The organism is Streptomyces sp. SAS_272 (assembly GCF_052543235.1).
In genome coordinates, this window is sequence record NZ_JBMNDR010000022.1 from 1 (window position 1) to 23,853 (window position 23,853).

A 23,853-nucleotide genomic window follows, 5' to 3' on the forward strand; every position below is an offset into this window, starting at 1 on the left:
CACGACCGAGGTCGTGGGCCCTTCACCGTGCCGCCGGGTACGGGTCAGGGAGCTGTGGGCTCCCGGACGGGCTCGGGCGCCGAGGCGACCGAAGCCGGGACGGGCAGGGTCACGGACCTGGTCGCGGACGGGTGCGCGGGAACCGCGACGGGCGCGGGCCGGCTCGCGGACCGGTTCGCCGTGGAACGGGCGACGGGGGCTCGCGGGGGCTTCGGCGTCGGCACCGTCATGGCCACGAGCACCCCGAGGGCGACCGCGGCGACGACGACGACGGCGATCCCGGGGCCCGAACTGGTCTGCGACAGCAGCAGCATGGCGAGCGTCGAGAAGATGACGGTGCAGGAACCGTACGTGAGCTGTGCGACTGTCGGACGAGGCATGGCAATCGTGTCCTCGGGAGCGGGGGCGGTCTCGACTCTATTCGGCTGCATGCCCGAGCGGAACGAACGGTAAGCGTGACCTAACCCACGGTGCCGGAGCACAGGGGGCGCACGGAGTCATGACGTCCACCAGGTGGACTGCCCCGCGCGCCTGCGGGGGGCCATGTCAAGAAACCGTCACATGTCCGCAATACGAACACCGGCTCCTAATAATGCACTTGACCTGTCCAAGTCAAGGTCTGTCTTTTCTTCTAAACCAGTAGTCAAATAGCGTCACTTGACTACACGCGTATAACAGCGCGCGGACTTTCCTTGACAGGAATCCCCCTACCGCGCGGGCTGACGCGTGCGTGGGAGGACATCAAGTGACCAGTAGATCCTGGACGTTCCGCACGGCCGCCACGGTCGTCGCACTCGCGGCGGCCACGGCGACGTTCACGACGTTCGCCGTGGCGCAGGCCGCCGAGAACAACTCGGCGCAGTCCCCGGCAGCGGGCCGGCACGACCCGCAGCCGGCCAAGGCTCGCCAGCACGACTTCGACGGGCCGCTCAGCAAGACGCAGGAGGCGCAGCGCGAGGAGGCGCTCAAGGAGGTCATAGCCGGCCGGACGTCGGTCAAGGACCGCGACGGCTCGAAGGTCGTCCAGCTCAAGAGCAAGAAGGGCGACGGCAAGTACGTCGAGCTCGGCCGCGAGAAGACCGACAAGATCTTCACGATCCTCGTCGAGTTCGGCGACCAGGTCGACAACCGCTACGGCGGCACGCCCGGCCCGCTGCACAACAAGATAGCCAAGCCGGACCGCAAGCAGGACAACTCCACTGCCTGGCAGGCGGACTACGACCAGAAGCACTTCCAGGACCTGTACTTCGGCACCGGCAAGAAGGCCGAGTCGCTCAAGAAGTACTACGAGAAGCAGTCCTCGGGCCGCTACTCGGTCGACGGCGAGGTGACCGACTGGGTCAAGGTCCCCTACAACGAGGCCCGCTACGGCTCCAACAAGGCCTCCACCGGAGCCTGGTACGCGGTCCAGGACGGCGTCAACGCCTGGGTCGCCGAGCGCGAGGCCGCCGGTGACACGGCCGCCGAGATCAAGGCGGAGCTGGCGCAGTACGACCAGTGGGACCGCTACGACTTCGACGGCGACGGCGACTTCAACGAGCCCGACGGCTACATCGACCACTTCCAGATCGTGCACGCCGGCGAGGACGAGTCCGCGGGCGGCGGCGCCCAGGGCGAGGACGCCATCTGGGCCCACCGCTGGTACGCCTTCGGCACCGACGCCGGCTCCACCGGCCCGGACGCCAACCGGCTCGGCGGCACCCAGGTCGGCGACACGGGCGTCTGGGTCGGCGACTACACCATCCAGCCGGAGAACGGCGGACTCGGCGTCTACGCGCACGAGTACGGCCACGACCTCGGCCTGCCGGACGAGTACGACACCTCCGGCGGCGGCGAGAACTCCACCGGCTTCTGGACGCTGATGTCCTCCGGTTCCTGGCTGGGCACCGGCAAGGAGACCATCGGCGACCTGCCCGGCGACATGAACGCCTGGGACAAGCTGCAGCTGGGCTGGCTCGACTACGACGTCGCCACGGCCGGCAAGAAGTCGAACCACACCCTGGGCGTCGCGGAGTACAACACCAAGAACCCGCAGGCCCTCATCGTCCAGCTGCCCGACAAGACGGTCACCACCGAGGTGGTCGCCCCGGCGCAGGGCAAGACGCAGTGGTGGAGCGGCAGCGGCAACGACCTGCGCAACTCCCTGTCCCGTTCGGTCGACCTGACCGGCAAGTCCGCCGCGAGCCTCACCCTCGACGGCTGGTGGGACATCGAGGCCGACTACGACTACCTCTACACCGAGGTGTCGACCGACGGCGGCGCCAACTGGACGCCGGTCGACGGCAAGCTGGCCGACGGCAGCGCCATCACCCGTGACGGCAGCGGCAAGCCCGCCCTCACCGGCTCGGTCGCGGCCTACCAGAAGCTGACCTACTCGCTGGACGCCTACGCGGGCAAGAAGGTCGACCTGCGCTTCCGCTACCAGAGCGACGGCGGCGTGGCCCTGAAGGGCTTCACGGCCGACGAGATCACGGTCACCGCGAACGGCGCGACCGTCTTCTCCGACAACGCCGAGTCGCAGGACGCCGCCTGGACGACGAACGGCTTCTCCCGCATCGGCGCGTCCATCACGGACGACTACCCGCAGTACTACATCGCCGAGAACCGCCAGTACACGTCGTACGACAAGACCCTCAAGGTCGGCCCGTACAACTTCGGCTTCTCGACGACCCGTCCGTCCTGGGTCGAGCACTACCCGTACCAGAACGGTCTGCTGATCTGGAAGTGGGACACCTCGCAGGCCGACGACAACACCAGCCAGCACAACGGCACGGGCCTGATCCTGCCCGTCGACTCGCACCCGACGCCGATGAAGTGGGCCGACGGCACGTACATGAACAGCCGGATCCAGTCCTTCGACTCGACGTTCACCCGCGCCGCGACCGACGAGTTCACGCTGCACAAGGCGGGCGTCGCGACCAAGGTCAAGTCGCGGATCGGCATCCCGGTCTTCGACGACGGCACGTCCACGTACTGGGACCCGAAGACCCCGCTCGCGGGCGTGAAGGTCACTGACACCAACACCCGCATCAAGATCGTCAAGGAGCCGGCGGACGGCTCGACGATCAGCCTGCAGGTCGGACCGTCGGCGAAGTAGTCGACGTCTTAGCAGGTCAGACGCGTATCGGCGGCAACCCCTGGCGGGTTGCCGCCGATCGTGTTTAGGTGCCTCCTGTGCTTCTCTTATTGACACCAGTACCGACACGGACTCTGACCAGCGCATCGGCGCCGCCTCCGGCGCCCATGCCGATACCGACGCGCACGGGGGTGTGACCGCATGGCCGCAGGAGGCTTCTGCAAGCTGCCCGACGGCATGGTGGTGGTGGCGCTGAACCTGCCCCGCCCCGCGGCCCGGGAGGGCCTTCCAGGCCCCTCCACGGACGTCCGCTTCCTCGTCCACGCCCACAATCGGGCCCGCGCCCTGACCCGGCTCCGCAACCTGGGCCTGCGGGCGGTCTACCTGCGCGGCAACGCGGCGCCCCCCACCCCGGACGAGATCACGGCCGTCCTGCACCACCCGGACGGCCTGGTCTGGCGCACCACCCCTGACAACGGTGTCCCCGTGGCCGGCGGGCCCGCGGGCCCCCAGCTGTGGCGCCCCGTCCGAGCGCTGCTCGACTCCGCGGCGGCGTAGCGCCCCCGGCCGGGCCGGGGCGGTTCAGTACGCCTCCACGACCCGGACGTCCTCCTCCGTGACCACGCCGTCCACGATGCGGAACGAGCGGAACTGGAACTCGCCCAGACCGTCGGTGTCGGCGGTGGAGACCAGGACGTAGTGCGCGCCGGGCTCGTTGGCGTAGGAGATGTCGGTGCGGGAGGGATGGGCCTCGGTCGCGGTGTGGGAGTGGTAGATGATCACCGGCTCCTCGTCGCGGTCGTCCATCTCGCGGTACAGCTTGAGCAGGTCGCCCGAGTCGAACTCGTAGAACGTGGGGGACATGGCCGCGTTCAGCATCGGGACGAAGCGCTCCGGGCGGTCCGTGCCCGCCGGTCCCGCGACCACGCCGCACGCCTCGTCGGGGTGGTCCTTGCGCGCGTGGGCGACGATCCGGTCGTGCAGGTCCTGGGTGATGGTCAGCATGGTCGCCAGGATAAGCAAAGGGGCCGTCCGTACCGATGGGTGGTACGGAACGGCCCACATCGCGGACGGTCCGGATGTCCGCCGCAGGGAGCGCCACGAGTGCTCCCTGCGGCGGACACGCCCGGCGGACGTCCGGCCGGCGGTCAGCCGACCTTCTCGAACTCCGGCTCGCGCCGGTCGGTGACCTGCGGGTTGCGGCTCTTCAGGACCGCCCAGCCGACGCCGAGAGCGACAGCCCAGCCCGCCATCACGTACAGGCAGACCCGCGAGTCGGCGTCGTACGCGATCAGGCCGGTGACGAAGAGCAGGAACACGATGGCCACCCAGCTGAACGCCGAGCCGCCGGGGGCCGGGAAGCTGGATGCGGGCAGCCGGCCCGCGACCACCGCGCGGCGGTACCGGACGTGGCTGATCAGGATCATCAGCCAGGTCCAGATGCCGGCCGCGGTGGCGACGGAGGTGACGTAGCCGAAGGCCTTCTCCGGGACGACGTAGTTCAGGATCACGCCGATGCCCATGAAGAGCACCGAGATCGTGATGCCGAAGGCCGGCGTCCTGGAGGCGGACAGCTTGCGGAACACCGCCGGTGCTTCGCCGCTGTCGGCCAGGTTGCGCAGCATGCGGCCGGTCGAGTACATGCCGGAGTTGCACGAGGACAGCGCGGCCGTGAGCACGACGAAGTTGACGATGCCCGCGCCCGCCGGGATGCCGATCTTCGCGAAGGCCGCGACGAACGGCGAGACGCCGGGTGCGAACTCGGTCCACTTCACCACGCACAGGATGACGGTGAGCGCGCCGACGTAGAACAGCGCGATCCGCCACGGCAGGGTGTTGATGGCCTTCGGGAGGGTCTTCTCCGGGTTCTCCGACTCGCCGGCCGTGACGCCGACCAGCTCGACCGCGAGGTAGGCGAACATGACGCCCTGCAGGGTCATCAGGGACGAGCCGACGCCCTTGGGGAAGAAGCCGTCGAAGGCCCACAGGTTGGAGACCGCGGCCGTGTCGCCGGCCGAGCTGAAGCCGAAGGTGAGGACGCCCAGACCGATGACGATCATGCCGATCAGTGCGGTGACCTTGACCATCGAGAACCAGAACTCGAGCTCTCCGAACACCTTCACGGAGATCAGGTTCACCCCGAACAGGATCACCAGGAAGACCAGGGCCGTGACCCACTGGGGGACGGCCGGGAACCAGTAGTTGACGTAGATCGCGGCGGCCGTCAGCTCGGCCATGCCGGTGACGACCCACATCAGCCAGTACGTCCAGCCGGTGAAGTACCCGAAGAACGGGCCGAGGAACTCGCGGGAGTACTCGGCGAACGAGCCCGAGACCGGGCGGTACAGCAGCAGCTCGCCGAGCGCCCGCATGATGAAGAAGACGATCGCGCCGGCGAGGGCGTACATCACGATGAGACTGGGACCGGCCTTGGCGATGTTCGCCCCGGCGCCCAGGAAGAGTCCGACGCCGATGGCGCCGCCGATCGCGATCATCTGGACCTGGCGGCTGCCGAGTCCGCGTTCGTACCCCTCTTCGGGAGTGTCAGTGACGGCGGTGTCAGTGACCTTCTCAGAGGACATGTGTGGTGCGCCTTTCTCCATGCCGATCCGGACCTCTCGTCGGCCTCGGATCGGGTTTCGATCCCCCCGGACTGATGGAGCGATGCCTGGCCGGCGATCAACCGGCTCGGTGGCGCACCCGGCGGAACATACGGGTGGTGTTCGCCGGGCGGTCGTGAAGATTTATCACGCCCGCAATATCGGTCAGCGGCGAGACGTGTGGCGCACGACACCAGAAGAAGCGGATGAACGTGACACAAAGAGGACACTCCCGGCCGTCGCGGTGACGCGATCGTTATCCGGATTTGAGCGCCCTCTGAGCGAACGGGAAATGCGGAGGAACCCCCGCGTAACGACTGGGGAGGCAGCGGTCACGGAGGCGGCGGCCGGTGCGGCGACCGCTGCGCAGGCGGCGGTCGCGGCTACGGCTACGGCATCAGGGTCGTCACCAGGGTCTCCTGGAGCCCGCCCAGCCACAGGTACGCCATCACCATCGGCTTGCGCGGGTCCTCGTCCGGCAGCCGGTAGAGAAGGTCGGTGTCCTCCTCGTCGGTGATCTCCAGCCGGGAGCCGATGGCCAGCCGCAGGTCGTTCAGCGCCCGCAGCCACTGCTGGGACTCCTGCGGCGTCAGCTTCAGCACCGCCCCGCCCGCGTCGGCCGCCTCGGAGGCCAGCGCGTCCAGCGAGCGGACCACCGTGAGGGCGTTCTCCCGCTTGCCGGCCCGCAGGTCGTTCTCGGTGTACCGGCGGAACTCGGCGGAGTGCGCCTTCTGCTCGTCCGCCTCCCGGGGCCCCGGGGTGGCCTCCGGGTCGGTGTAGGCGTCCGGGAACAGCCTCCTGAGCACAGGATCGGAGGGCGGCTCGCTCGGCCCCTCGGCGAAGAGCTCGGCGAGCGGGTCGTCCGGGGCGTCCTCGGCGGGGCCCGGGCCGATCAGCTCCAGGAGCTGCACGGCCAGCGACCGGATGATGGAGATCTCGACGTCGTCGAGCGCGACGGCCGCGCCGCCGCCGGGGAGCGGTTCGAAGTGTCCAGGCATATGAGGGGAGGCTACTTCCGGTCCTGCTGGAGGGTGGCCCACAGGCCGTACCCGTGCATGGCCTGCACGTCGCGTTCCATCTCCTCGCGCGAACCGCTGGAGACGACCGCCCGGCCCTTGTGGTGGACGTCGAGCATGAGCTTGGTGGCCTTGTCCTTCGAGTAGCCGAAGTACGCCTGGAAGACGTACGTCACGTAGCTCATGAGGTTGACCGGGTCGTTGTGGACGATCGTGACCCAGGGGACGTCCGGCTCGGGTACGGCGAAGACCTCCTCCGCCGACTCGGTGCGTTCGATCTCAAGGGGAGCGGGTGACGTCACAAGGCCCATGCTGCCACGCCGGACCGAAATCGTCACACCGACGAAAAGGGGGTAGCATCCTCGTCATGAACACAGCGGACCTTGGGCTGCCGGTGCGAGTCCCGTCGACGGCGCTCTTCACGGACCAGTACGAGCTGACGATGCTGCAGGCCGCGTTGAAGGCGGGCACCGCCGAACGACGCAGCGTGTTCGAGGTCTTCACCCGCCGGCTGCCGGACGGCCGGCGCTACGGCGTCGTCGCCGGCACCGGCCGGGTCCTGGACGCGGTGGAGAACTTCCGCTTCGACGCCGACCTCCTCGCCTTCCTGCGCGAGCGCGACATCGTCGACGAGGCGACCCTCGACTGGCTCGCCGGATACCGCTTCTCGGGTGACATCAGCGGCTACCCCGAGGGCGAGGTCTACTTCCCCAGCTCGCCGATCATGCGCGTCGAGGGCTCCTTCGCCGAATGCGTCCTCCTCGAGACCGTCATCCTCTCCATCCTCAACCACGACTCCGCGATCGCCGCCGCGGCCTCCCGCATGTCCTCCGCCGCCGGCGAGCGCCCCCTCATCGAGATGGGCGCCCGCCGCACCCACGAACTCGGCGCTGTCGCCGCCTCCCGTGCCGCCTACATCGGCGGCTTCACCACCACCTCCGACCTCGCCGCCGGCTTCCGCTACGGCATCCCCACCGTCGGCACCAGCGCCCACGCCTTCACCCTGCTGCACGACAACGAGCGGGACGCCTTCCAGGCCCAGGTCGACTCCCTCGGCCGGGGCACCACCCTCCTCGTGGACACCTACGACGTCGCCGAAGCCGTCCGCACCGCCGTCGAGGTCGCCGGACCCGAGCTCGGCGCCGTCCGCATCGACTCCGGCGACCTCCTCCTCGTCGCCCACCGGGTGCGCCAGCAGCTCGACGACCTCGGCGCCGCCGACACCCGCATCATCGTCACCTCCGACCTCGACGAGTACGCCATCGCCTCCCTCGCTGCGGCCCCCGTGGACGCCTACGGGGTCGGCACCCAGCTCGTCACCGGCTCCGGACACCCCACGGCCTCCATGGTCTACAAGCTCGTCGCCCGCGCCGAGTCCGACGACCCGGCCGCGCCGCTCGTCCCGGTGGCGAAGAAGTCGTCCGGAGGCAAGACCTCCGTCGGCGGCCGCAAGTGGGCCGCCCGCCGCCTCGACGCCTACGGCGTCGCCGAGGCCGAGGTCGTCGGCACCGGCGACGTCCCCGCCGAGCTGGCCGGCCGCGGACTCCTCGTCGACCTCGTCAGGGACGGCGAGGTCGTCGCCCGCGAGCCCCTCGACGCCGTCCGCGACCGCCATGTCGCCGCCCGCGCCGGCCTGCCCCTGTCCGCCACCCAGCTCTCCCGCGGCGAACCCGTCATCCCCACGGAGTATGTGCACGGCCCGTCGGGTAGCTAGTGCCGTGACCGGCACCGGGGCCTGAGCCCGGCGGCGCGGGAGCGCGCCGGGCCCTCGCCCGCCCCCTCCCGTACCGCCGGCAAAGTCTCTAGGCTCAATTACTTCACCCTCCTCCGGCTCGGAAGAACCGGTGGACCCCCACCGAAGGACACCGCCCATGCGCCGCGCCTTGATCGTCGTAGACGTGCAGAACGACTTCTGCGAGGGAGGCAGCCTCGCGGTGGCCGGCGGCGCCGACGTGGCCGCCGCCATCACCGAACTCATCGGCCAGGCCCCCGCCGGGTACCGGCACGTGGTGGCCACCCGCGACCACCACATCGCGCCCGGCGGCCACTTCGCCGACAACCCCGACTACGTCCACTCATGGCCCGCGCACTGCGTCGCCGGCACCGAGGGCGTCGGCTTCCACCCCAACTTCGCCCCGGCCGTCGCCTCCGGCGCCGTCGACGCCGTCTTCTCCAAGGGCGACTACGCGGCCGCCTACAGCGGATTCGAAGGCGCGGACGAGAACGGCGTCGGCCTCGGCGACTGGCTCCGGGACCGGCAGATCGACGAGGTCGACGTGGTCGGCATCGCCACCGACCACTGCGTCCGGGCCACCGCCCTGGACGCCGCCCGCGCGGGCTTCCGCACCCAGGTCCTGCTGTCCCTCACCGCCGGCGTGGCCGAGGGGACCACCGACCGCGCCCTGGAGGACATGCGCGCGGCGGGCGTCCACCTGACCGGAAAGCCCGTCGTCTGACGCCCCCGCGCCGGGCCGGGCCGGGATGCGCCGGGCCGCGCCGCGGGGCCGCGCCGCCGGGCCGCGCCGCGCACCTGTCGGGCGGGCCCGACCGCACCGGGAAGGCTCTCACCGGCGCGATCCCATTTACTGGACCCAATCCGTCCACCATATGGGATCACACTCCGGACGCCTGACCGGGAATCGATACGATGAGCCCATGGTTCTGAACGACGTGAGCGACAAGACGCCGGGCACACTGCTCGTGGCGCGGCTGCACGTCGACCTGTGCAGGCTCGCCAGCGCCATCTGTTGACGCAGGCCCTGCCGCCGTGGGCCGTGAGCCGCGGCGTCCGACACGCACGTTTCCGCGCTGCCCACACCTTCCGACAGGAGCCCTCAGCCATGGCCATCGAGGTCCGCATCCCCACCATCCTCCGCCAGTACACCGACGGTCAGAAGGCGGTGGAGGGCAGCGGTGAGACCCTCGCCGACCTGTTCACCGACCTCGAGACCCGGCATGCGGGCATCCACGCCCGCATCGTGGACGACGGCAAGCTGCGCCGCTTCGTCAACGTGTACCTGAACGACGAGGACGTCCGCTTCGTCGACGGCATCGACACCAAGCTGACCGACGGCGACACCGTGACCATCCTGCCGGCCGTCGCCGGCGGCATGGCCTGATCGGCCGCCGGACCCCATGCGTTACGACTCCCCGCTGGCCGCGGTGGGCAACACCCCTCTGGTGCGCCTGCCGCGGCTCTCGCCGTCCGCCGACGTCCGCATCTGGGCGAAGCTCGAGGACCGCAACCCCACCGGCTCCGTCAAGGACCGCCCCGCGCTGCACATGGTCGAACAGGCCGAGAAGGACGGCCGTCTCACTCCCGGCTGCACCATCCTCGAGCCCACCAGCGGCAACACCGGCATCTCCCTCGCCATGGCGGCCAAGCTCAAGGGCTACCGCATCGTCTGCGTGATGCCCGAGAACACCTCGCAGGAACGCCGCGACCTGCTCGCCATGTGGGGCGCCGAGATCGTCTCCTCCCCGGCCGCCGGCGGCTCCAACACCGCCGTGCGCGTCGCCAAGGAACTCGCCGCCGAGCATCCCGACTGGGTGATGCTCTACCAGTACGGCAACCCCGACAACGCGGGCGCCCACTACGCCACCACCGGCCCCGAGATCCTCGCCGACCTCCCCTCCATCACCCACTTCGTCGCCGGCCTCGGCACGACGGGCACGCTGATGGGCGTCGGCCGGTTCCTCCGCGAGAACAAGCCGGACGTGAAGATCGTCGCCGCCGAGCCGCGCTACGACGACCTCGTCTACGGCCTGCGCAACCTCGACGAGGGCTTCGTACCCGAGCTGTACGACGCCTCCGTCCTCACCACGCGTTTCTCGGTCGGCTCGGCGGACGCCGTCACCCGCACCCGGGAACTCCTCCAGCAGGAGGGCATCTTCGCCGGCGTCTCCACCGGCGCCGCCCTGCACGCCGCGATCGGCGTCGGGAACAAGGCGCTGAAGGCGGGGGAGAGCGCCGACATCGCGTTCGTCGTGGCGGACGGCGGCTGGAAGTACCTGTCGACCGGCGTCTACACGGCGGCCACCACTGAGGAGGCGATCGAGACCGTCCAGGGCCAGCTCTGGGCGTAGACGCACGGGCCTGCCCGTGGGGACCGCGGGCCGCGGGCAGCCGCCTGCGGACTGCGGACTGCGGACTGCGGGCCGCCGGGCGGGGAGCCGCCCACCGGGCGCGATGCCGCACGGCCCCGGGGCCACGGCATCCGGACCTCGGGCGGTCACGGGACCCGGACCTCAGGCGGTCCTGGCGCCCGGATCTCAGGTGGTCAGATGTCGGACCTGGTCCCACAGGACCGGGTCCACGACGCCCACCCGGCGCCGGAACTCCCGCACCCGGACCTGGCGCAACTCGTCCGTCTCCAGGAAACTCCGCCGTCCCTGCGCGTCCCCGACGGCGCCCGGCGGCAGTGGGATCACCCCGGGCCGCTCGTCGCGGTACTTGCTGGTGATCTTCGCGACGGTCACCCGGTCGCCGTGCACCGCCAGCACCAGACACGGTCGGTCCTTGGCCCGTCCGTCCCCCGTCGACGTCCGGCCCGACGCGTCCCCGGCGCCGGAGGAGCGCGGTGACCCCCGCCGCCCGTCCCCCCACGATTCCGGCCCGTCCTCGAACGGCACGTTCGCCCACCAGATCTCCGCCGGCTGCGGCCGCCCCGCGCGATCGCGTCCCCGCGCCGGCCGTCCCGTCGCGGGACGCTTCGGCCGACCGGGCGGGCGGGTCCCGCTTCCCCGCGGACGCCGCCCGCGACCCCAGCCGTCCACGAGCGTGGCGACCATCGCCAGCAGTACCACCGCGGCGAGCGCGAGCCACCAGGACGTGTCCATACGACGACGTTACCGGCGGCCCCACCAGCGCGCGACCATCAACGCGCGCCCCCTTCTGTGTCCTCCGCGCCCCTGGTCCAGCCGAACCGGTGACAGCACAGGTGAGTTCGCCCACAACGGCCCCTGGCGGAGGAGCGACCCGGGGTTTTGCGCCTTACGCTCGACGAACCGCACGACCCCTGTTTCCCCATGTGACGATCATTCGTTCACGGTCCCTCCCGGACCCTTCCCGGTTACCCGCCAGCGGAGGTTTCTGCTTTATGAAGCTCACCGTCGTCGGCTGCTCGGGGTCGTTCCCCTCCGCGGAATCGGCCTGCTCGAGCTACCTCGTCGAGGCCGACGGCTTCCGGCTGCTTCTCGACCTGGGCAACGGCGCCCTGGGCGAGCTGCAGCGCCACTGCGGTCTCTACGACCTCGACGCGATCTTCCTGAGCCATCTGCATGCCGACCACTGCATCGACATGTGCGCGTACTTCGTCGCGCGCTACTACCGGCACGACGGCGGACGCTGCGACCCCATCCCGGTCTACGGCCCCGAGGGCACCGAGCACCGCCTGACCACCGCATACGCCGACACCCCCTCGGCCTCCTCGATGAGCGAGGTCTTCGACTTCCACACGGTCAAGCCGTCCACCTTCGACATCGGCCCGTTCACCGTGCACACGGAGCGGGTCGCCCACCCGGTGGAGGCCTACGGCATCCGCGTCGAACACCGCGGCAGATCGCTGACGTACTCCGGCGACACCGGCGTCAGCCCCGCACTGCTGGAACTCGCCCGCGACACGGACCTGTTCCTCTGCGAGGCCGCCTTCACGCACGGCAAGGAGAACATCCCCGACCTGCATCTCAACGGCCGCGAGGCCGGCGAGACGGCGAGCCGGGCGGGCGCGCGCAAGCTCGTGCTGACCCACATCCCGCCGTGGACCGACCCCCAGGTCAACCTCGCGGACGCCCGCGCGGTGTTCGACGGCCCGGTGGAACTGGCCGCGCCCCGGCAGACGTACGAGATCTGATCCCCCGCACCAAGACGAAGACCCCCGGAGCAGTTCAGGGCTCCGGGGGTCTTCGCGTGCGCGTGTCCGTGGACGGGGTCTCCGCCTACGCCTTCGTGAGGTCCTCGACCTCCTCCTCGGGCTCCCGGCCCGGGGTGGGGAGGTTGAACTTGGTGATCGCGAAGCGGAAGACGGCGTAGTAGATCGCGCCGAAGACCAGGCCGACAGGGATCATCAGCCAGGGCTTGGTGGAGATGCCCCAGTTGATGAACACGTCGATGAAGCCCGCCGAGAAGCTGAAGCCCATGTGAATGCCCAGCGCCCACGTCACGGCCATCGAGATCGCGGTGAGGACCGCGTGGATGGCGTACAGGACCGGCGCGATGAACATGAAGGTGAACTCGATCGGCTCGGTGACACCGGTGATGAACGACGTCAGGGCCATCGACATCATCATGCCCAGCACGGCCTTGCGGCGCTCGGGACGAGCGGAGTGAGCGATGGCGAGGGCTGCGGCAGGGAGACCGAACATCATGATCGGGAAGAAGCCGGTCATGAACATACCGGCGTGCGGGTCACCGGCGAAGAAGCGGGGCAGGTCACCGTGGAAGACGGTGCCGGCGGCGTTCGTGAAGTCGCCGATCTGGAACCAGGCGACGGAGTTCACGAACTGGTGCATGCCGATCGGGATCAGCGCACGGTTGATGAGGCCGAAGAGCGCCGCGCCGAAGGAACCGAGACCGGTCATCCACTCGCCGAAGTCGGTGATGACGTTACCGATGGGCTCCCAGCCGAGCACGACCAGCACACCGAGGGCGGTGCCGACGGCGGAGGTCATGATCGGCACGAGCCGGCGGCCGTTGAAGAAGCCGAGCCAGTCGACGAGCTTCTTGCGGTGGTAGCGCTGCCACAGCACGGCGGTCAGCAGACCGAGGATGATGCCGCCGAGTACGCCCGGGTTCTGGAAGCTCGCCGTCTGCGCGGCTTCGTTGCCCTTCTGCCAGAAGCCCCCGAAAAGGCCGGTCGACGTATAGGCGGCGCCGTCGTGGCCGTCCTTGATCGGGTACTGGTGGATCACGGCGTAGTAGGTGAGGAAGCCGACCACGGCGGCCAGCGCGGTCGAGCCGTCGGCCTTCTTGGCGAAACCGATGGCCACGCCTATGCAGAACAGCAGGGGCAGCCCGAAGGAACTGTCCAGCAGGGCGCCGCCGGCTCCGGCGAACACCTTCGCCACGTCCGCCGGGATGTGGAACCGCTCCTGGGAGTCCGGTTGCCCCAGGCGCAGCAGCAGGCCCGCCGCCGGCAGCACGGCGATGGGCAGCTGAAGGCTTCGGCCGACCTTCTGCAGGCCTTGGAACAGGCCGGATCCCCGCTTCTTGGCAGGGGCCGCCGGGGGCGCGGTGGCGGTGCTCATAGACTTCCTCCATCGGTGATGGTCTACACCACTCAGTGGTGTAGACCATGTTCTAGCACGATGGTGGCGATATAAGGAACCCGTCAAACGTGCAACCGATGAACTACGCCCCGTGCCGGATCTTGGACGTCCGTTCCGCTGTGCACCGCGTGTGCACCGCGCACGCGAGAGGGCCCCCGGAACCGAGTCCCAGGGGCCCTTCTGCCGGTGCGACGACCGGTGCCGCAGACCTCCGCTCACGCCTTCGTGACGTCCTCCCGCTCCTCCTCCGGCTCTCGCCCCGGCGTCTTCAGATCGAACCTCGTGATCGCGAACCGGAAGATCACGTAATAGACGGCCGCGAAGCACAGACCGATCGGGACGATCGCCCACGGCCGCGTCGCCAGGTTCCAGTTGATGACGTAGTCGATCAACCCCGCCGAGAAACTGAACCCGTCATGCACCCCCAGCCCCCATGTCACCGCCATCGACACACCCGTCAGCACCGCATGCACCGCATACAGCAACGGCGCGACGAACAGGAACGAGTACTCGATCGGCTCGGTGATGCCCGTCACGAACGACGTCAACGCCACCGACAGCATCAGGCCCCCGACCTCCTTGCGCCGCCCCGGCCGCGCGCAGTGCGTGATCGTCAGCGCCGCCGCCGGCAAGGCGAACATCATGATCGGGAAGAAGCCCGAGGTGAACTGGCCCGCGTCCGGATCGCCCGCCAGGAACATGTTGATGTCACCGTGCACCACCGAACCGTCCGGCTTCGTGTAGCTCCCGAACTGGAACCAGATGGGCACGTTCAGGAACTGATGCAGCCCGATCACCAGCAACGCCCGGTTCGCCAGGCCGAAGATGCCCGCACCCCACGCGTCCAGCCCGTCCAGCCAGTCGCTGAAGTTCTCCAGCGCGTCACCGATCGGCGGCCACACCCACAGACACAACGCGGCGAACGCGATCGCGACGAACGCCATGATGATCGGGACCAGCCGCCGCCCGTTGAAGAACCCCAGCCAGTCCACCAACTTCGTCCGGTGGTACCGCTGCCAGAGGAACGCCGTCAGCAGACCCATCACGATCCCGCCGAACACCCCGGGATTCTGATACGCGAACGCCCCCACCGTGTTGTCGGTCGCCTGGCACCCGATGTTCGGAATCACCTTCGAACCGGGCGCGCAGTCCTCCGGGAACTGCCGCAACACGTTGTAGTAGACGAGGAATCCCGCCACCGCGGCCAGCGCCGTCGAACCGTCCGACTTCTTCGCCATGCCGATGGCCACACCGATGCAGAACAGGAGCGGAAGTCCGAGCGAACCGTCGAGCAGCGCCGCGCCCGCGCCCGCCATCACCTTCGCCACGTTCGTCCAGCCCAGCCCGTCGTCCCCGAACACATCAGGCTGACCGAGCCGGTTGAGGATGCCCGCGGCCGGCAGCACCGCGATCGGCAGCTGCAGACTCCGGCCCATCTTCTGCAGACCCTGGAACGCACTCTGCCAGCGCCTTCGCGCGGGACTGGCCTCGGACCGGGCGCTCTCGGCACTCATCGTTTGGCGACCGCCTGTCAGGTGGTGTAGACCAGCTACGGACGATTGGGGCTGCTGTGACGCCATCCTTCGGCACGCAGGCCGCAATCGCTCGCGAAGCTGGGCCAACTGTGGGTTACTGCCACCAGTGGTCCGACTTGCCATCACGGCCGGCACCAGGGAATTCAGGGAGACCGAACATGGCCACCAAGGCTGAGAAGATCGTCGCCGGACTCGGCGGGCTCGACAACATCGAAGAGATCGAAGGCTGCATCACCCGCCTGCGCACCGAGGTCAGCGACGCCTCACTCGTCGACGAAGCCGCCCTGAAGGCCGCCGGCGCCCACGGCGTCGTCAAGATGGGCACCGCCATCCAGGTCGTCATCGGCACCGACGCCGACCCCATCGCAGCGGAGATCGAAGACATGATGTGAGCCTCCGCGCCCACACCGGAGGAGATCCCCGGCGGCCGCGCCCAGCGAGTCCGCCCGGCGACTCCACCCCAGGGGCTCCTCCCGCCACGGGAGGAGCCCCTCGCGGGTGCGGCTAGGCTCAGCGCCATGTCTCGCATCGACGGCCGCACCCCCGAACAGCTCCGCCCCGTCACCATCGAACGCGGCTGGAGCAAGCACGCCGAAGGCTCCGTCCTCGTCTCCTTCGGCGACACCAAGGTCTTCTGCACCGCCACCGTCACCGAGGGCGTCCCCCGCTGGCGCAAAGGCAGCGGCGAAGGCTGGGTCACCGCCGAGTACTCCATGCTGCCCCGTGCCACCAACACCCGCGGCGACCGCGAATCCGTCCGCGGCAAGATCGGCGGCCGCACCCACGAGATCTCCCGCCTCATCGGCCGCTCCCTGCGCGCCGTCATCGACTACAAGGCCCTCGGCGAGAACACCATCGTCCTCGACTGCGATGTCCTCCAGGCCGACGGCGGCACCCGCACCGCCGCCATCACCGGCGCGTACGTCGCCCTGGCCGACGCCGTCTCCTGGGCCCAGGGCAAGAAGCTGATCAAGGCCGGCCGTCAGCCCCTCACCGGCACCGTGTCCGCCGTCTCCGTCGGCATCGTCGGCGGCGTCCCGCTCCTCGACCTGCGCTACGAGGAGGACGTCCGCGCCGAGACCGACATGAACGTCGTCTGCACCGGCGACGGCCGCTTCGTCGAGGTCCAAGGCACCGCCGAGGCCGAGCCGTTCGCCCGCGACGAACTCAACTCCCTTCTCGACCTCGCCGTTTCCGGCTGCGCGGAACTGACCGCGCTGCAGCGCACGGCACTTGCCGCAGTCCTCGAAAAGTAAAGAGCGCACCAAGAACGGCGGCGGGCGCGGGCAACCGGTCCGCCCGCCGTCGCGTCTAGGCCAGTACACCGACGGGGGCCTCCTGGGCCTGACAAGGGGAGGAACACAGTTATGTCCACGGCCGCGAGCCGACGCCCACTCCGGCGTCGCCGAACCGTCATCGCCGCCGCCACGGCGGCCGTCGCCCTCACTCTGGGGCTGACGGCCACCGGCTGCGACGCGGTCAACAAGGCCCTCGACTGCGTCCAGACCGCGGACACGATCGCCGACAGCGTCACCGACCTCCAGCAGGCCGTGGAGAACGCCGCGAACGACCCGACCCAGACGCAGGAGTCGCTGACCTCCATCGAGAACAACCTCGACAAGATAGGCGACAAGACGGACAACGCCGACGTCAACAAGGCGGTCGACGACCTCCAGAAGGCCGTCGCGAACGTCCGCACCGCCGTCAAGAACGGCGACAACACCCCCGACGTCAGCCCGGTCACCGACGCGGCGGGCGAACTGACCAAGGTCTGCACGCCGTAGGGCCGGGCCGGCCGGGCGGGCCGGGATACTGGTGGACATGACCCGCCTGATCCTCGCCACCCGCAACGCCGGAAAGATCACCGAACTCAGGTCGATCCTCGCCGACGCAGGCCTGCCCCACGACCTCGTCGGCGCGGACGCCTACCCCGACATCCCGGACGTCAAGGAAACCGGCGTCACCTTCGCCGAGAACGCGCTCCTCAAGGCCCACGCCCTCGCCCGGGCCACCGGCCACCCGGCCGTCGCCGACGACTCAGGCCTGTGCGTGGACGTCCTGAACGGCGCCCCCGGCATCTTCTCCGCCCGCTGGTCCGGCACGCACGGCGACGACAAGGCCAACCTCGACCTCCTTCTGGCCCAGCTGTCCGACATCGCGGCCGAACACCGCGGCGCCCACTTCGCCTGCGCGGCCGCCCTGGCGCTGCCGGACGGCACGGAACGCGTCGTCGAGGGCCGGCTGAGGGGCGTCCTGCGCTTCGCGCCCACGGGCACGAACGGCTTCGGCTACGACCCGATCCTCCAGCCCGACGGCGAGACGCGCACCTGCGCGGAACTGACGGCGGCCGAGAAGAACGCGATCAGCCACCGCGGCAAGGCCTTCCGAGGGCTGGTACCGGCGGTACGGGACTGGCTGGGCTGAAGCTGCCCGCAGAAACGGCCTGTGAATCATACTTTCGATTCACAGGCCGCTTGTGTGCGGCGGAAGGGATTCGAACCCTCAAACCCCGTCGGGGTCACAGATCCTAAGTCTGCTGTGTCGCCATTGCACCACCGCCGCTAGCCGTCTGTCATCGTACCGGGAGTTGCTTCCCGACTTCTGCCTCCCCTGCACCAGGTGCTGGTGATGGCGTGGCAGTTGGGGCACAGCAACCGCAGATTCTCCCGTCGATCGTCGCTCCAGTCCCCGTTGATGTGATCGACCTCCAGGGGCAGCGGTTCCCCGAGCCACACCCCCTCGATCCCGCACAGGTGCACCGCACCTCCATGCCCAACTCGCTCATCGCCCGCTTCAGCCGACTGCTCGGTACCCGCCTGGCGTGTGCGGAGGTGTTCTCGGTGAGGATGTCCTCGGGATTCTGGCGGCGCTGATTGAACCGCTGTCGCTCGGTGCGGACCATCGATGTGAAGTGGGACGTGTCGATGTCGTACGCCTTGATGCGCCGGGAGACGTTCGTGTGGTGGCCGCCGACGACGTCGAGCCCGATCCGCCGCAAAACCTCGTGGACGCTCGTCGACGCCGCGACCGCGGGCTCAAGGATTTCCTTCGTCCACTCGGCCCCCTCCCGCTCGAAGTGCGACACGTCGACGCCGAGCTTCTTCATCCGTTGATATGCATACCGCCGTTTCCAGTCCTTCGGATCCACCCCCCAGCCGCTCCAAGGCCTCCGACAGCGTCCGGGCCCCTCGAGCCGCCTCCTCGAGCCGCCTCCTCGAGCCGCTCCTTGGTGTAGGCGCTCGCGCCCATCCGCATCCCCTCCGTCCTCCGGCCACCCGTTCGTGGTCTCGTACGGAGTGACGAACCGTTTATCGGACAGTCACGCGTGAAACGTGAGGCGGCCCGCGTCGGGGTGTCCGAGGCGGGCCGCTTGTCCGGGGACGAGGAGACCTCAGATGCCCAGGTCCTTGATGATCTTGGCGACGTGGCCGGTGGCGCGGACGTTGTAGAGGGCGTGTTCGACCTTGCCCTCCTCGTCCACCACGATCGTGGACCGGATGACGCCCATGTACGTCTTGCCGTAGTTCTTCTTCTCGCCGAACGCGCCGTACGCGTCGAGGGCGGTCTTCTCGGGGTCGGCCAGGAGGGTGACCTTCAGGGACTCCTTGTCGCGGAACTTGCCGAGCTTCTCGGGGCTGTCCGGGGAGATGCCGAGGACGTCGTAGCCCGCGGCGGTCAGGAGGTCGAGGTTGTCGGTGAAGTCGCAGGCCTGCTTCGTGCAGCCGGGGGTCAGGGCGGCCGGGTAGAAGTAGACGATGACCTTGCGGCCCTTGTGGTCCGACAGGGACACCTGGTTGCCGTCGGCGTCGGAGAGGGTGAATGCGGGGGCCACGTCCCCGGGCTGGAGTCGCTCGCTCATCGGTCCAGCGTAACCGGGGGTCCTGGCGGTGCGGGCGAGGGTGGAGCTGACAGACTGTCCGGAACAGGACCCAGGTGACTTCGGAGGCTGACCGTGGCGGAGACGTCGGACACCAGGACCCCGGCGCAGATCGAGGCGGACATCAGGGCCCGTCGCGAGGCGCTGGCGGAGACGCTGGACGAGATCGGGGTGCGGGTGCACCCGAAGACCATTGTCGGGGACGCCAAGGCCAGGGTCGTCGCCAACGTCGATCACACCCTCGGCAGGGCGTATGTCCAGGTGAACCGGGTGGTGAGTGAGGTGAAGGCGCAGTTCGTGGACGAGGAGGGCGCGCCGCGGCTGGAGCGGGTGGTGCCGGTGGCGCTCGTGGTCGTCGGGGTCGTGGGCCTGCTGGCCTTCGGCCCGCGTCGCCGCCGGGGCTGATCCGCTCGGGGCGTCACCGCCCCCCGCTCGCTCACGGATGCGTCGTGGGCAGGTAGGTTCAGTGGTGTGAGCGCCAAGAGAGACGACCTCGATCCGCAGCACGACAAGCTGCCCATCCGGATGCTGCACGACCGTGTGCTCGTGCGGCAGGAGGCCGGTGAGGGCGAGCGGCGTTCGGGCGGCGGGATTCTGATTCCCGCCACGGCGGCGGTCGGCCGCCGGCTGGCCTGGGCGCAGGTGGTCGCGGTGGGGCAGAACGTGCGGACGGTGGAGCCGGGCGACCGTGTGCTGTACGACCCGGAGGACCGTGCGGAGGTGGAGGTGCGGGGCGTCGCGTATGTGCTGATGCGGGAGCGCGATCTGCACGCCGTGGCCGCGGACCGGTTCGAGGGGTCGGAGGACTCCACAGGGCTGTATCTCTGATCGCAGGGTGGCAAAGGGCCGGTGACTGTCGTCACCGGCCCTTTGCGTTGCGCCTTGGCCACCCACCGGTGGTCGCCCGGGTCGTCGCCCCGGTGGTCGCCTGACCGGCCGCCGAGGTGAGGTCACCTGGCCGGCGGGGAGCCGGGGGCTCCGGGCGTCATTCCCGGCGGGTGGGTGTGAGCTGGGGGCCGACGGTCGTGCCGGCCGAGTTGCCGGCGTCCCCGCCCCCGCCGCCGTCGGCGCCGCCGCTCGACGCGCCGCCGCTGTCGGTGGTGCCGGAGCTGGTGCCGCTGGTGGTCCCGTTGGTCGCCGTTCCGCCGTTGGCGGTGCCGGTCGTTGTTCCGCCGTCGGCGGTGCCGCCCCCGGTGGCGCCGGTGGTGGTGCCTCCGGTCGTGTTGCCGTTGGTCGTGGTGCCGCCGCCGGTCTGCCCCTGGGACTGGCCCTGGGTCTGCCCCTGCGTCTGTCCCTTGGCGGGGTCGCTCGGCGTGCTGGCGCCGGTCTGGTCGTCGGAGGGCTCGTCCGGGTCGTCGGCCGGGTCGGAGGGGGAGGCGGAGTCGCCGCCGCCTTCCTGGAGGGTGAGGTCGAAGTCCTTGGCGGGGCTGCCCTTGAGGGCTTCCTCCGTGAACTGGGCCCAGATCTGGGTGGGGGCGTCGCCGCCGTTGATGCGGGCCAGGCCGAGGGCGCCCTTGAGGGACTTGTGGTGTGCGGTGACCGGGTCCTGGCCCATGACGGCGACGACGGTCGCGAGGTCGGGGGTGTAGCCGGCGAACCAGGCGGCCTGGTCCTCTTCGGCGGTGCCGGTCTTGCCGGCCGCGGGGCGGCCGGCGGCCTGGGCCTTCCTGGCGGTGCCGTTCTGGACGACGCTGCGCAGGACGGAGGTGGTGGTGTCGGCGGCTTCGCGGCTGACGACCTGGGAGGCCTTGTACGCGGGCAGTTCCACGACGTCGGAGCCGTCCTTGGTGACCTTGCTGATCATCGTGTACATGCCGTGCTTGCCGTGGTTGGCGAGGGTGGCGTAGGCCTGTGCCATGTCCAGGACGCTTGCGGTGGCGGTGCCGAGCGCGATGGAGGGGTAGGGCTGCAGGTCGGGGGTGTCGGTGGGCAGCCCGAGGCCGATGGCGGTCTGCTTGACCTTGGCGGGGCCGACGTCGACGGCCATCTGCGCGTACACCGAGTTGACGGACTTGTCGGTGGCGGTGCGCACGTTGATGTCGCCGTAGTTGACGTAGTCCTCGTTCTCGGGCGCGTAGGCGGGGCCGCTCCAGCCCTGGACGGGGCGTTTGTCGGTGCCGTCGTAGATCGTGTTCGGCGTGATCCTGCGGTTGTCCTGGGTGGTGGAGTCGTTCTGGACGGCGGAGGTGAAGACGAAGGGCTTGAAGGTGGAGCCGACCTGGAAGTCCTGGCGGGTGGCGTTGTTGGTGTACTGCTTGACGTAGTCGACGCCGCCGTACAGGGCGAGGATCTTGCCGGTCTTGGGCTCGACGGCGGCTCCGCCGGCGCGGACGTAGGTGTCGACCTTGCGGTTCTTCTTGTCGAGCTTCTTCATCAGCTGGTCGTTGACGGCGTCGACGAAGGCGTTCTGCTTCTTCTTGTCGAGCGTGGTGGTGATGCGGTAGCCGCCGGCGTCGAGTTCCGCCTGGGTGACCATCTTGTTGTCGCGCAGGTAGTCCTTGATGGCGTTGACGAGGTACCCGCGCTGTCCGGACATGCCGTTGTCGGCGCCGGAGGTCTCCTTGGGGTTGGGGAACTTCATGCCGGTGCGCTGGGACGCGGTGAGCCAGCCCTTGGTGACCATGCCGTCGAGAACGTAGTTCCAGCGGGCCTCGGCGGCCTTGCGGTTCTCGGGGTGGGCGATGACGTCGTACTCGCTGGGCGCGTTGACGAGGGCGGCGAGGTAGGCGCCCTGGGCGGGGCTGAGCTTGAGGGCGTCGACGCCGTAATAGGCCTTGGCGGCGGCCTGGATGCCGTAGGCGTTGCGGCCGAAGTAGCTGGTGTTGAGGTAGCCCTCGAGGATGTCGTCCTTGGACTTCTCGCGGTCGAGCTTGATCGCGATGAAGAACTCCTTCACCTTGCGCGTGGCGGTCTGCTCCTGCGCGAGGTAGTAGTTCTTCACGTACTGCTGGGTGATCGTGGAACCGGACTGCTTGCCCTTGCCGGTGGCGGTGTTCCAGCCGGCCCGCAGCATCGCCTTGGGGTCGATGGCGGACTCGGTGTAGAAGTCGCGGTCCTCGGCGGCGAGCACGGCGTGCTGGGCGTCCTTGGAGATCTGTGCGAGGTCGACGTTCTCGCGGTTGACCTTGCCGTCGCGGGCGATCTCGGTGCCGTCGGCGTAGAGGTAGACGTTGGACTGCTTGGTGGCGAGGGCGTTGGCCGGCGGGATCTCGACCATGGAATAGCCGAGGAAGAACAGGCCGACGAGGAGCAGCAGGCCGAGGACGATGGTGCTGAGCACCATCCGCCAGGTGGGCAGCAGACGGCGCCAGCCGGTGCGCTTGGGTCGCTTCACCTTCTTGCTGCTCCCTCCGTCACCAGCCTCGGGCTCTCCGGGGGCGGTGCCCTCGGTCGGCTGCTGCGGCTGCGGCTCGTCGCTCATGTGTTGCCGGACTCCTGTTTCGCGTCGTACGTGCCCGTACGCCTCGTACGCCTCGGTATTTCTCTGCGCCCCCTGTTGAAGACTCTCGCACCGGGCGTTCCGTTCCCGACAATCCACGCGTGTTGTGCCGGAAAACGCGTGGCATGCGGCGGGGGCGGCGCACTAGGCTCCTGCGCTTCGGTGTCGCAGGGGGCACCCAGGTGACTACTGGGCGAGGAGGAGGGTTGCCTTGGGAACGGCGCGGTTGTACGCGGCCGTCGCGGCGGGGGGCTTCAGAAGGTACGCGACGTACCGGGTGGCGACGGCGGCAGGGGTGTTCACGAACACCGTTTTCGGCCTGATCCTCGTCTACACATATCTGGCGTTGTGGGACGAGCGGCCGCACCTGGGGGGTTACGACCAGGCGCAGGCGGTGACATATGTGTGGCTGGGACAGGCGTTGTACGCGACGCTGGCGATCCAGGGCGGCGGTTTCGAGACGGATCTGATCGAGCGCATTCGCACGGGTGAGGTGGCGGTCGACCTCTACCGGCCGGCCGATCTTCAGGCGTGGTGGCTGGCGACCGATCTGGGGCGGGCGTTGTTCCAGTTGCTGGGACGGGGGGTGATCCCGTTCGTGTTCGGGGCGTTGTTCTTCCCGACGGCGTTGCCGGCGGAGGCGGGAGTGTGGGTGGCGTTCCTGGTGGCGGTGGTGCTGGCGATGGTGGTGAGTTACGCGATCCGGTTCCTGGTGGCGTTGAGCGGGTTCTGGCTGCTCGACGGGACGGGGGCGTTGCAGGTGCTGATGGTCACCGGGGTGTTCTGTTCGGGGATGACGTTGCCGTTGAACGCGTTTCCGCAGCCGCTCGGGGACATCGTGATGCTGCTGCCGTGGTCGGCGTTGTTGCAGACCCCGGCGGACGTGCTGATGGGGCGCGTGGACGTGTGGTCGGCGTTCGCGTTCCAGGCGGGGTGGGCGGTGATGTTGCTGGCGGTGGGCCGGCTGGTGCAGGGGGCGGCGACGCGGCGGGTGGTGGTGCAGGGTGGGTGAGGGCGGCCGGCTGGCGGAGGGGGTGCGGGCGT

Annotated in this window: 26 protein-coding genes and 1 tRNA gene; 15 read left to right on the forward strand and 12 right to left on the reverse strand. The window is 69.4% G+C overall.

All coding sequences use genetic code 11. The features are described 5' to 3' along the window. Nucleotides 1-44 precede the first annotated feature (44 nt). On the reverse strand, nt 45-380 hold the full coding sequence (locus tag ACN6LD_RS15260) for a hypothetical protein (protein WP_266718199.1): 336 nt from the start codon (nt 378-380) through the stop codon (nt 45-47). 365 nt (nt 381-745) lie between these two features. On the opposite strand from ACN6LD_RS15260, the gene ACN6LD_RS15265 reads away from it, so the two are divergent. Together ACN6LD_RS15265 and ACN6LD_RS15270 are read left to right on the forward strand one after the other, a co-directional pair. Further along, nucleotides 746-3,097, forward strand: a complete 2,352-nt coding sequence (locus tag ACN6LD_RS15265; protein WP_445043450.1) for an immune inhibitor A domain-containing protein — start codon at nt 746-748, stop codon at nt 3,095-3,097. Nucleotides 3,098-3,277: 180 nt separating this feature from the next. Beyond that, nucleotides 3,278-3,634, forward strand: a complete 357-nt coding sequence (locus ACN6LD_RS15270) for a hypothetical protein (protein WP_057574442.1) — start codon at nt 3,278-3,280, stop codon at nt 3,632-3,634. 24 nt (nt 3,635-3,658) lie between these two features. Here the strand turns inward: ACN6LD_RS15270 and ACN6LD_RS15275 are convergent, their stop codons facing one another. From ACN6LD_RS15275 to clpS, 4 genes are all read right to left on the reverse strand, one after another. Further along, nucleotides 3,659-4,081 carry a M67 family metallopeptidase gene (locus ACN6LD_RS15275; RefSeq protein WP_057574443.1) on the reverse strand — a complete coding sequence of 141 codons (423 nt, stop codon included), beginning with the start codon at nt 4,079-4,081 and terminating at the stop codon, nt 3,659-3,661. Nucleotides 4,082-4,224: 143 nt separating this feature from the next. Continuing rightward, a complete protein-coding gene (locus ACN6LD_RS15280) occupies nt 4,225-5,658 on the reverse strand; it encodes an amino acid permease (RefSeq protein WP_319192575.1) in 1,434 nt (477 codons plus the stop codon). Nucleotides 5,659-6,065: 407 nt separating this feature from the next. After that, the gene (locus ACN6LD_RS15285) at nt 6,066-6,674 is read right to left on the reverse strand and encodes a DUF2017 domain-containing protein (protein ID WP_319192577.1); all 609 of its coding nucleotides are present in this window, start codon (nt 6,672-6,674) and stop codon (nt 6,066-6,068) included. Between the two features lie 11 nt (nt 6,675-6,685). Continuing rightward, nucleotides 6,686-7,003: an ATP-dependent Clp protease adapter ClpS gene (gene clpS / locus ACN6LD_RS15290; RefSeq protein ID WP_057574446.1), complete on the reverse strand. Its 318-nt coding sequence runs from the start codon at nt 7,001-7,003 to the stop codon at nt 6,686-6,688. A gap of 56 nt (nt 7,004-7,059) precedes the next feature. On the opposite strand from clpS, the gene ACN6LD_RS15295 reads away from it, so the two are divergent. From ACN6LD_RS15295 to ACN6LD_RS15315, 5 genes are all read left to right on the forward strand, one after another. Further along, nucleotides 7,060-8,406 carry a nicotinate phosphoribosyltransferase gene (locus ACN6LD_RS15295; protein WP_445043451.1) on the forward strand — a complete coding sequence of 449 codons (1,347 nt, stop codon included), beginning with the start codon at nt 7,060-7,062 and terminating at the stop codon, nt 8,404-8,406. 157 nt (nt 8,407-8,563) lie between these two features. After that, nucleotides 8,564-9,148, forward strand: coding sequence for an isochorismatase family protein (locus tag ACN6LD_RS15300; protein WP_319192581.1), 585 nt, complete (start codon nt 8,564-8,566; stop codon nt 9,146-9,148). A gap of 199 nt (nt 9,149-9,347) precedes the next feature. Further along, nucleotides 9,348-9,443 carry a putative leader peptide gene (locus ACN6LD_RS15305; protein ID WP_319168103.1) on the forward strand — a complete coding sequence of 32 codons (96 nt, stop codon included), beginning with the start codon at nt 9,348-9,350 and terminating at the stop codon, nt 9,441-9,443. Between the two features lie 89 nt (nt 9,444-9,532). After that, nucleotides 9,533-9,811: a MoaD/ThiS family protein gene (locus ACN6LD_RS15310; RefSeq protein WP_057574449.1), complete on the forward strand. Its 279-nt coding sequence runs from the start codon at nt 9,533-9,535 to the stop codon at nt 9,809-9,811. Between the two features lie 16 nt (nt 9,812-9,827). Continuing rightward, nucleotides 9,828-10,778, forward strand: a complete 951-nt coding sequence (locus tag ACN6LD_RS15315) for a PLP-dependent cysteine synthase family protein (RefSeq protein ID WP_319192584.1) — start codon at nt 9,828-9,830, stop codon at nt 10,776-10,778. 186 nt (nt 10,779-10,964) lie between these two features. On the opposite strand, the gene ACN6LD_RS15320 is transcribed toward ACN6LD_RS15315, so the two are convergent. Continuing rightward, on the reverse strand, nt 10,965-11,531 hold the full coding sequence (locus tag ACN6LD_RS15320; RefSeq protein WP_445043452.1) for a type II toxin-antitoxin system PemK/MazF family toxin: 567 nt from the start codon (nt 11,529-11,531) through the stop codon (nt 10,965-10,967). Between the two features lie 260 nt (nt 11,532-11,791). Here ACN6LD_RS15320 and ACN6LD_RS15325 point away from each other — a divergent pair, with 260 nt between their 5' ends. Next, complete coding sequence (locus tag ACN6LD_RS15325; RefSeq protein WP_319192587.1) at nt 11,792-12,544, forward strand: MBL fold metallo-hydrolase; 753 nt, start codon at nt 11,792-11,794, stop codon at nt 12,542-12,544. Between the two features lie 85 nt (nt 12,545-12,629). Here ACN6LD_RS15325 and ACN6LD_RS15330 read toward each other — a convergent pair whose 3' ends face one another. Both ACN6LD_RS15330 and ACN6LD_RS15335 read right to left on the reverse strand, forming a co-directional pair. Next, nucleotides 12,630-13,937, reverse strand: coding sequence for a PTS transporter subunit EIIC (locus tag ACN6LD_RS15330; RefSeq protein ID WP_319192590.1), 1,308 nt, complete (start codon nt 13,935-13,937; stop codon nt 12,630-12,632). A gap of 236 nt (nt 13,938-14,173) precedes the next feature. Beyond that, nucleotides 14,174-15,472: a PTS transporter subunit EIIC gene (locus ACN6LD_RS15335; RefSeq protein WP_445043493.1), complete on the reverse strand. Its 1,299-nt coding sequence runs from the start codon at nt 15,470-15,472 to the stop codon at nt 14,174-14,176. 179 nt (nt 15,473-15,651) lie between these two features. Here ACN6LD_RS15335 and ACN6LD_RS15340 point away from each other — a divergent pair, with 179 nt between their 5' ends. The 4 genes from ACN6LD_RS15340 to rdgB all read left to right on the forward strand — a co-directional run bounded on the left by ACN6LD_RS15340 (nt 15,652) and on the right by rdgB (nt 17,917). Further along, nucleotides 15,652-15,885, forward strand: coding sequence for a glucose PTS transporter subunit EIIB (locus tag ACN6LD_RS15340; protein WP_057574455.1), 234 nt, complete (start codon nt 15,652-15,654; stop codon nt 15,883-15,885). A 126-nt stretch (nt 15,886-16,011) separates the two neighbouring features. Then, nucleotides 16,012-16,749 (forward strand): ribonuclease PH, encoded by a 738-nt coding sequence (gene rph, locus ACN6LD_RS15345; protein WP_057574456.1) that lies wholly within the window; start codon nt 16,012-16,014, stop codon nt 16,747-16,749. 111 nt (nt 16,750-16,860) lie between these two features. Further along, entirely contained in the window at nt 16,861-17,277 is a 417-nt protein-coding gene (locus tag ACN6LD_RS15350) for a hypothetical protein (protein WP_319192592.1), read from the forward strand. Between the two features lie 37 nt (nt 17,278-17,314). Next, complete coding sequence (gene rdgB / locus ACN6LD_RS15355) at nt 17,315-17,917, forward strand: RdgB/HAM1 family non-canonical purine NTP pyrophosphatase (protein ID WP_319192593.1); 603 nt, start codon at nt 17,315-17,317, stop codon at nt 17,915-17,917. A gap of 55 nt (nt 17,918-17,972) precedes the next feature. Here rdgB and ACN6LD_RS15360 read toward each other — a convergent pair. From ACN6LD_RS15360 to bcp, 3 genes are all read right to left on the reverse strand, one after another. Continuing rightward, nucleotides 17,973-18,055 (reverse strand) — tRNA-Leu (locus ACN6LD_RS15360). Between the two features lie 10 nt (nt 18,056-18,065). Then, nucleotides 18,066-18,641 carry an HNH endonuclease gene (locus tag ACN6LD_RS15365; protein WP_445043453.1) on the reverse strand — a complete coding sequence of 192 codons (576 nt, stop codon included), beginning with the start codon at nt 18,639-18,641 and terminating at the stop codon, nt 18,066-18,068. A gap of 243 nt (nt 18,642-18,884) precedes the next feature. Next, nucleotides 18,885-19,352: a thioredoxin-dependent thiol peroxidase gene (gene bcp, locus ACN6LD_RS15370; RefSeq protein ID WP_057574458.1), complete on the reverse strand. Its 468-nt coding sequence runs from the start codon at nt 19,350-19,352 to the stop codon at nt 18,885-18,887. 93 nt (nt 19,353-19,445) lie between these two features. On the opposite strand from bcp, the gene ACN6LD_RS15375 reads away from it, so the two are divergent. After that, nucleotides 19,446-19,775 carry a DUF3618 domain-containing protein gene (locus tag ACN6LD_RS15375; RefSeq protein ID WP_319192597.1) on the forward strand — a complete coding sequence of 110 codons (330 nt, stop codon included), beginning with the start codon at nt 19,446-19,448 and terminating at the stop codon, nt 19,773-19,775. A gap of 120 nt (nt 19,776-19,895) precedes the next feature. Continuing rightward, nucleotides 19,896-20,198, forward strand: a complete 303-nt coding sequence (locus tag ACN6LD_RS15380) for a GroES family chaperonin (protein ID WP_398430467.1) — start codon at nt 19,896-19,898, stop codon at nt 20,196-20,198. Between the two features lie 157 nt (nt 20,199-20,355). Here ACN6LD_RS15380 and ACN6LD_RS15385 read toward each other — a convergent pair whose 3' ends face one another. Further along, entirely contained in the window at nt 20,356-22,791 is a 2,436-nt protein-coding gene (locus ACN6LD_RS15385; RefSeq protein WP_319192599.1) for a transglycosylase domain-containing protein, read from the reverse strand. A 295-nt stretch (nt 22,792-23,086) separates the two neighbouring features. On the opposite strand from ACN6LD_RS15385, the gene ACN6LD_RS15390 reads away from it, so the two are divergent. Next, the gene (locus tag ACN6LD_RS15390; RefSeq protein WP_445043494.1) at nt 23,087-23,821 is read left to right on the forward strand and encodes an ABC transporter permease; all 735 of its coding nucleotides are present in this window, start codon (nt 23,087-23,089) and stop codon (nt 23,819-23,821) included. The last annotated feature ends 32 nt before the right edge of the window (nt 23,822-23,853 follow it).

Excerpts from the sequence above, each read along its gene's own strand:
- ACN6LD_RS15260 (WP_266718199.1), bottom strand. The coding sequence starts at position 380 with ATGCCTCGTCCGACAGTCGCACAGCTCACGTACGGTTCCTGCACCGTC.
- ACN6LD_RS15270 (WP_057574442.1), top strand. The coding sequence starts at position 3,278 with ATGGCCGCAGGAGGCTTCTGCAAGCTGCCCGACGGCATGGTGGTGGTG.
- ACN6LD_RS15275 (WP_057574443.1), bottom strand. The coding sequence starts at position 4,081 with ATGCTGACCATCACCCAGGACCTGCACGACCGGATCGTCGCCCACGCG.
- ACN6LD_RS15280 (WP_319192575.1), bottom strand. The coding sequence starts at position 5,658 with ATGTCCTCTGAGAAGGTCACTGACACCGCCGTCACTGACACTCCCGAA.
- ACN6LD_RS15285 (WP_319192577.1), bottom strand. The coding sequence starts at position 6,674 with ATGCCTGGACACTTCGAACCGCTCCCCGGCGGCGGCGCGGCCGTCGCG.
- clpS (WP_057574446.1), bottom strand. The coding sequence starts at position 7,003 with ATGGGCCTTGTGACGTCACCCGCTCCCCTTGAGATCGAACGCACCGAG.
- ACN6LD_RS15295 (WP_445043451.1), top strand. The coding sequence starts at position 7,060 with ATGAACACAGCGGACCTTGGGCTGCCGGTGCGAGTCCCGTCGACGGCG.
- ACN6LD_RS15300 (WP_319192581.1), top strand. The coding sequence starts at position 8,564 with ATGCGCCGCGCCTTGATCGTCGTAGACGTGCAGAACGACTTCTGCGAG.
- ACN6LD_RS15305 (WP_319168103.1), top strand. The coding sequence starts at position 9,348 with ATGGTTCTGAACGACGTGAGCGACAAGACGCCGGGCACACTGCTCGTG.
- ACN6LD_RS15310 (WP_057574449.1), top strand. The coding sequence starts at position 9,533 with ATGGCCATCGAGGTCCGCATCCCCACCATCCTCCGCCAGTACACCGAC.
- ACN6LD_RS15315 (WP_319192584.1), top strand. The coding sequence starts at position 9,828 with ATGCGTTACGACTCCCCGCTGGCCGCGGTGGGCAACACCCCTCTGGTG.
- ACN6LD_RS15320 (WP_445043452.1), bottom strand. The coding sequence starts at position 11,531 with ATGGACACGTCCTGGTGGCTCGCGCTCGCCGCGGTGGTACTGCTGGCG.
- ACN6LD_RS15325 (WP_319192587.1), top strand. The coding sequence starts at position 11,792 with ATGAAGCTCACCGTCGTCGGCTGCTCGGGGTCGTTCCCCTCCGCGGAA.
- ACN6LD_RS15330 (WP_319192590.1), bottom strand. The coding sequence starts at position 13,937 with ATGAGCACCGCCACCGCGCCCCCGGCGGCCCCTGCCAAGAAGCGGGGA.
- ACN6LD_RS15335 (WP_445043493.1), bottom strand. The coding sequence starts at position 15,472 with ATGAGTGCCGAGAGCGCCCGGTCCGAGGCCAGTCCCGCGCGAAGGCGC.
- ACN6LD_RS15340 (WP_057574455.1), top strand. The coding sequence starts at position 15,652 with ATGGCCACCAAGGCTGAGAAGATCGTCGCCGGACTCGGCGGGCTCGAC.
- rph (WP_057574456.1), top strand. The coding sequence starts at position 16,012 with ATGTCTCGCATCGACGGCCGCACCCCCGAACAGCTCCGCCCCGTCACC.
- ACN6LD_RS15350 (WP_319192592.1), top strand. The coding sequence starts at position 16,861 with ATGTCCACGGCCGCGAGCCGACGCCCACTCCGGCGTCGCCGAACCGTC.
- rdgB (WP_319192593.1), top strand. The coding sequence starts at position 17,315 with ATGACCCGCCTGATCCTCGCCACCCGCAACGCCGGAAAGATCACCGAA.
- bcp (WP_057574458.1), bottom strand. The coding sequence starts at position 19,352 with ATGAGCGAGCGACTCCAGCCCGGGGACGTGGCCCCCGCATTCACCCTC.
- ACN6LD_RS15380 (WP_398430467.1), top strand. The coding sequence starts at position 19,896 with ATGCTGCACGACCGTGTGCTCGTGCGGCAGGAGGCCGGTGAGGGCGAG.
- ACN6LD_RS15385 (WP_319192599.1), bottom strand. The coding sequence starts at position 22,791 with ATGAGCGACGAGCCGCAGCCGCAGCAGCCGACCGAGGGCACCGCCCCC.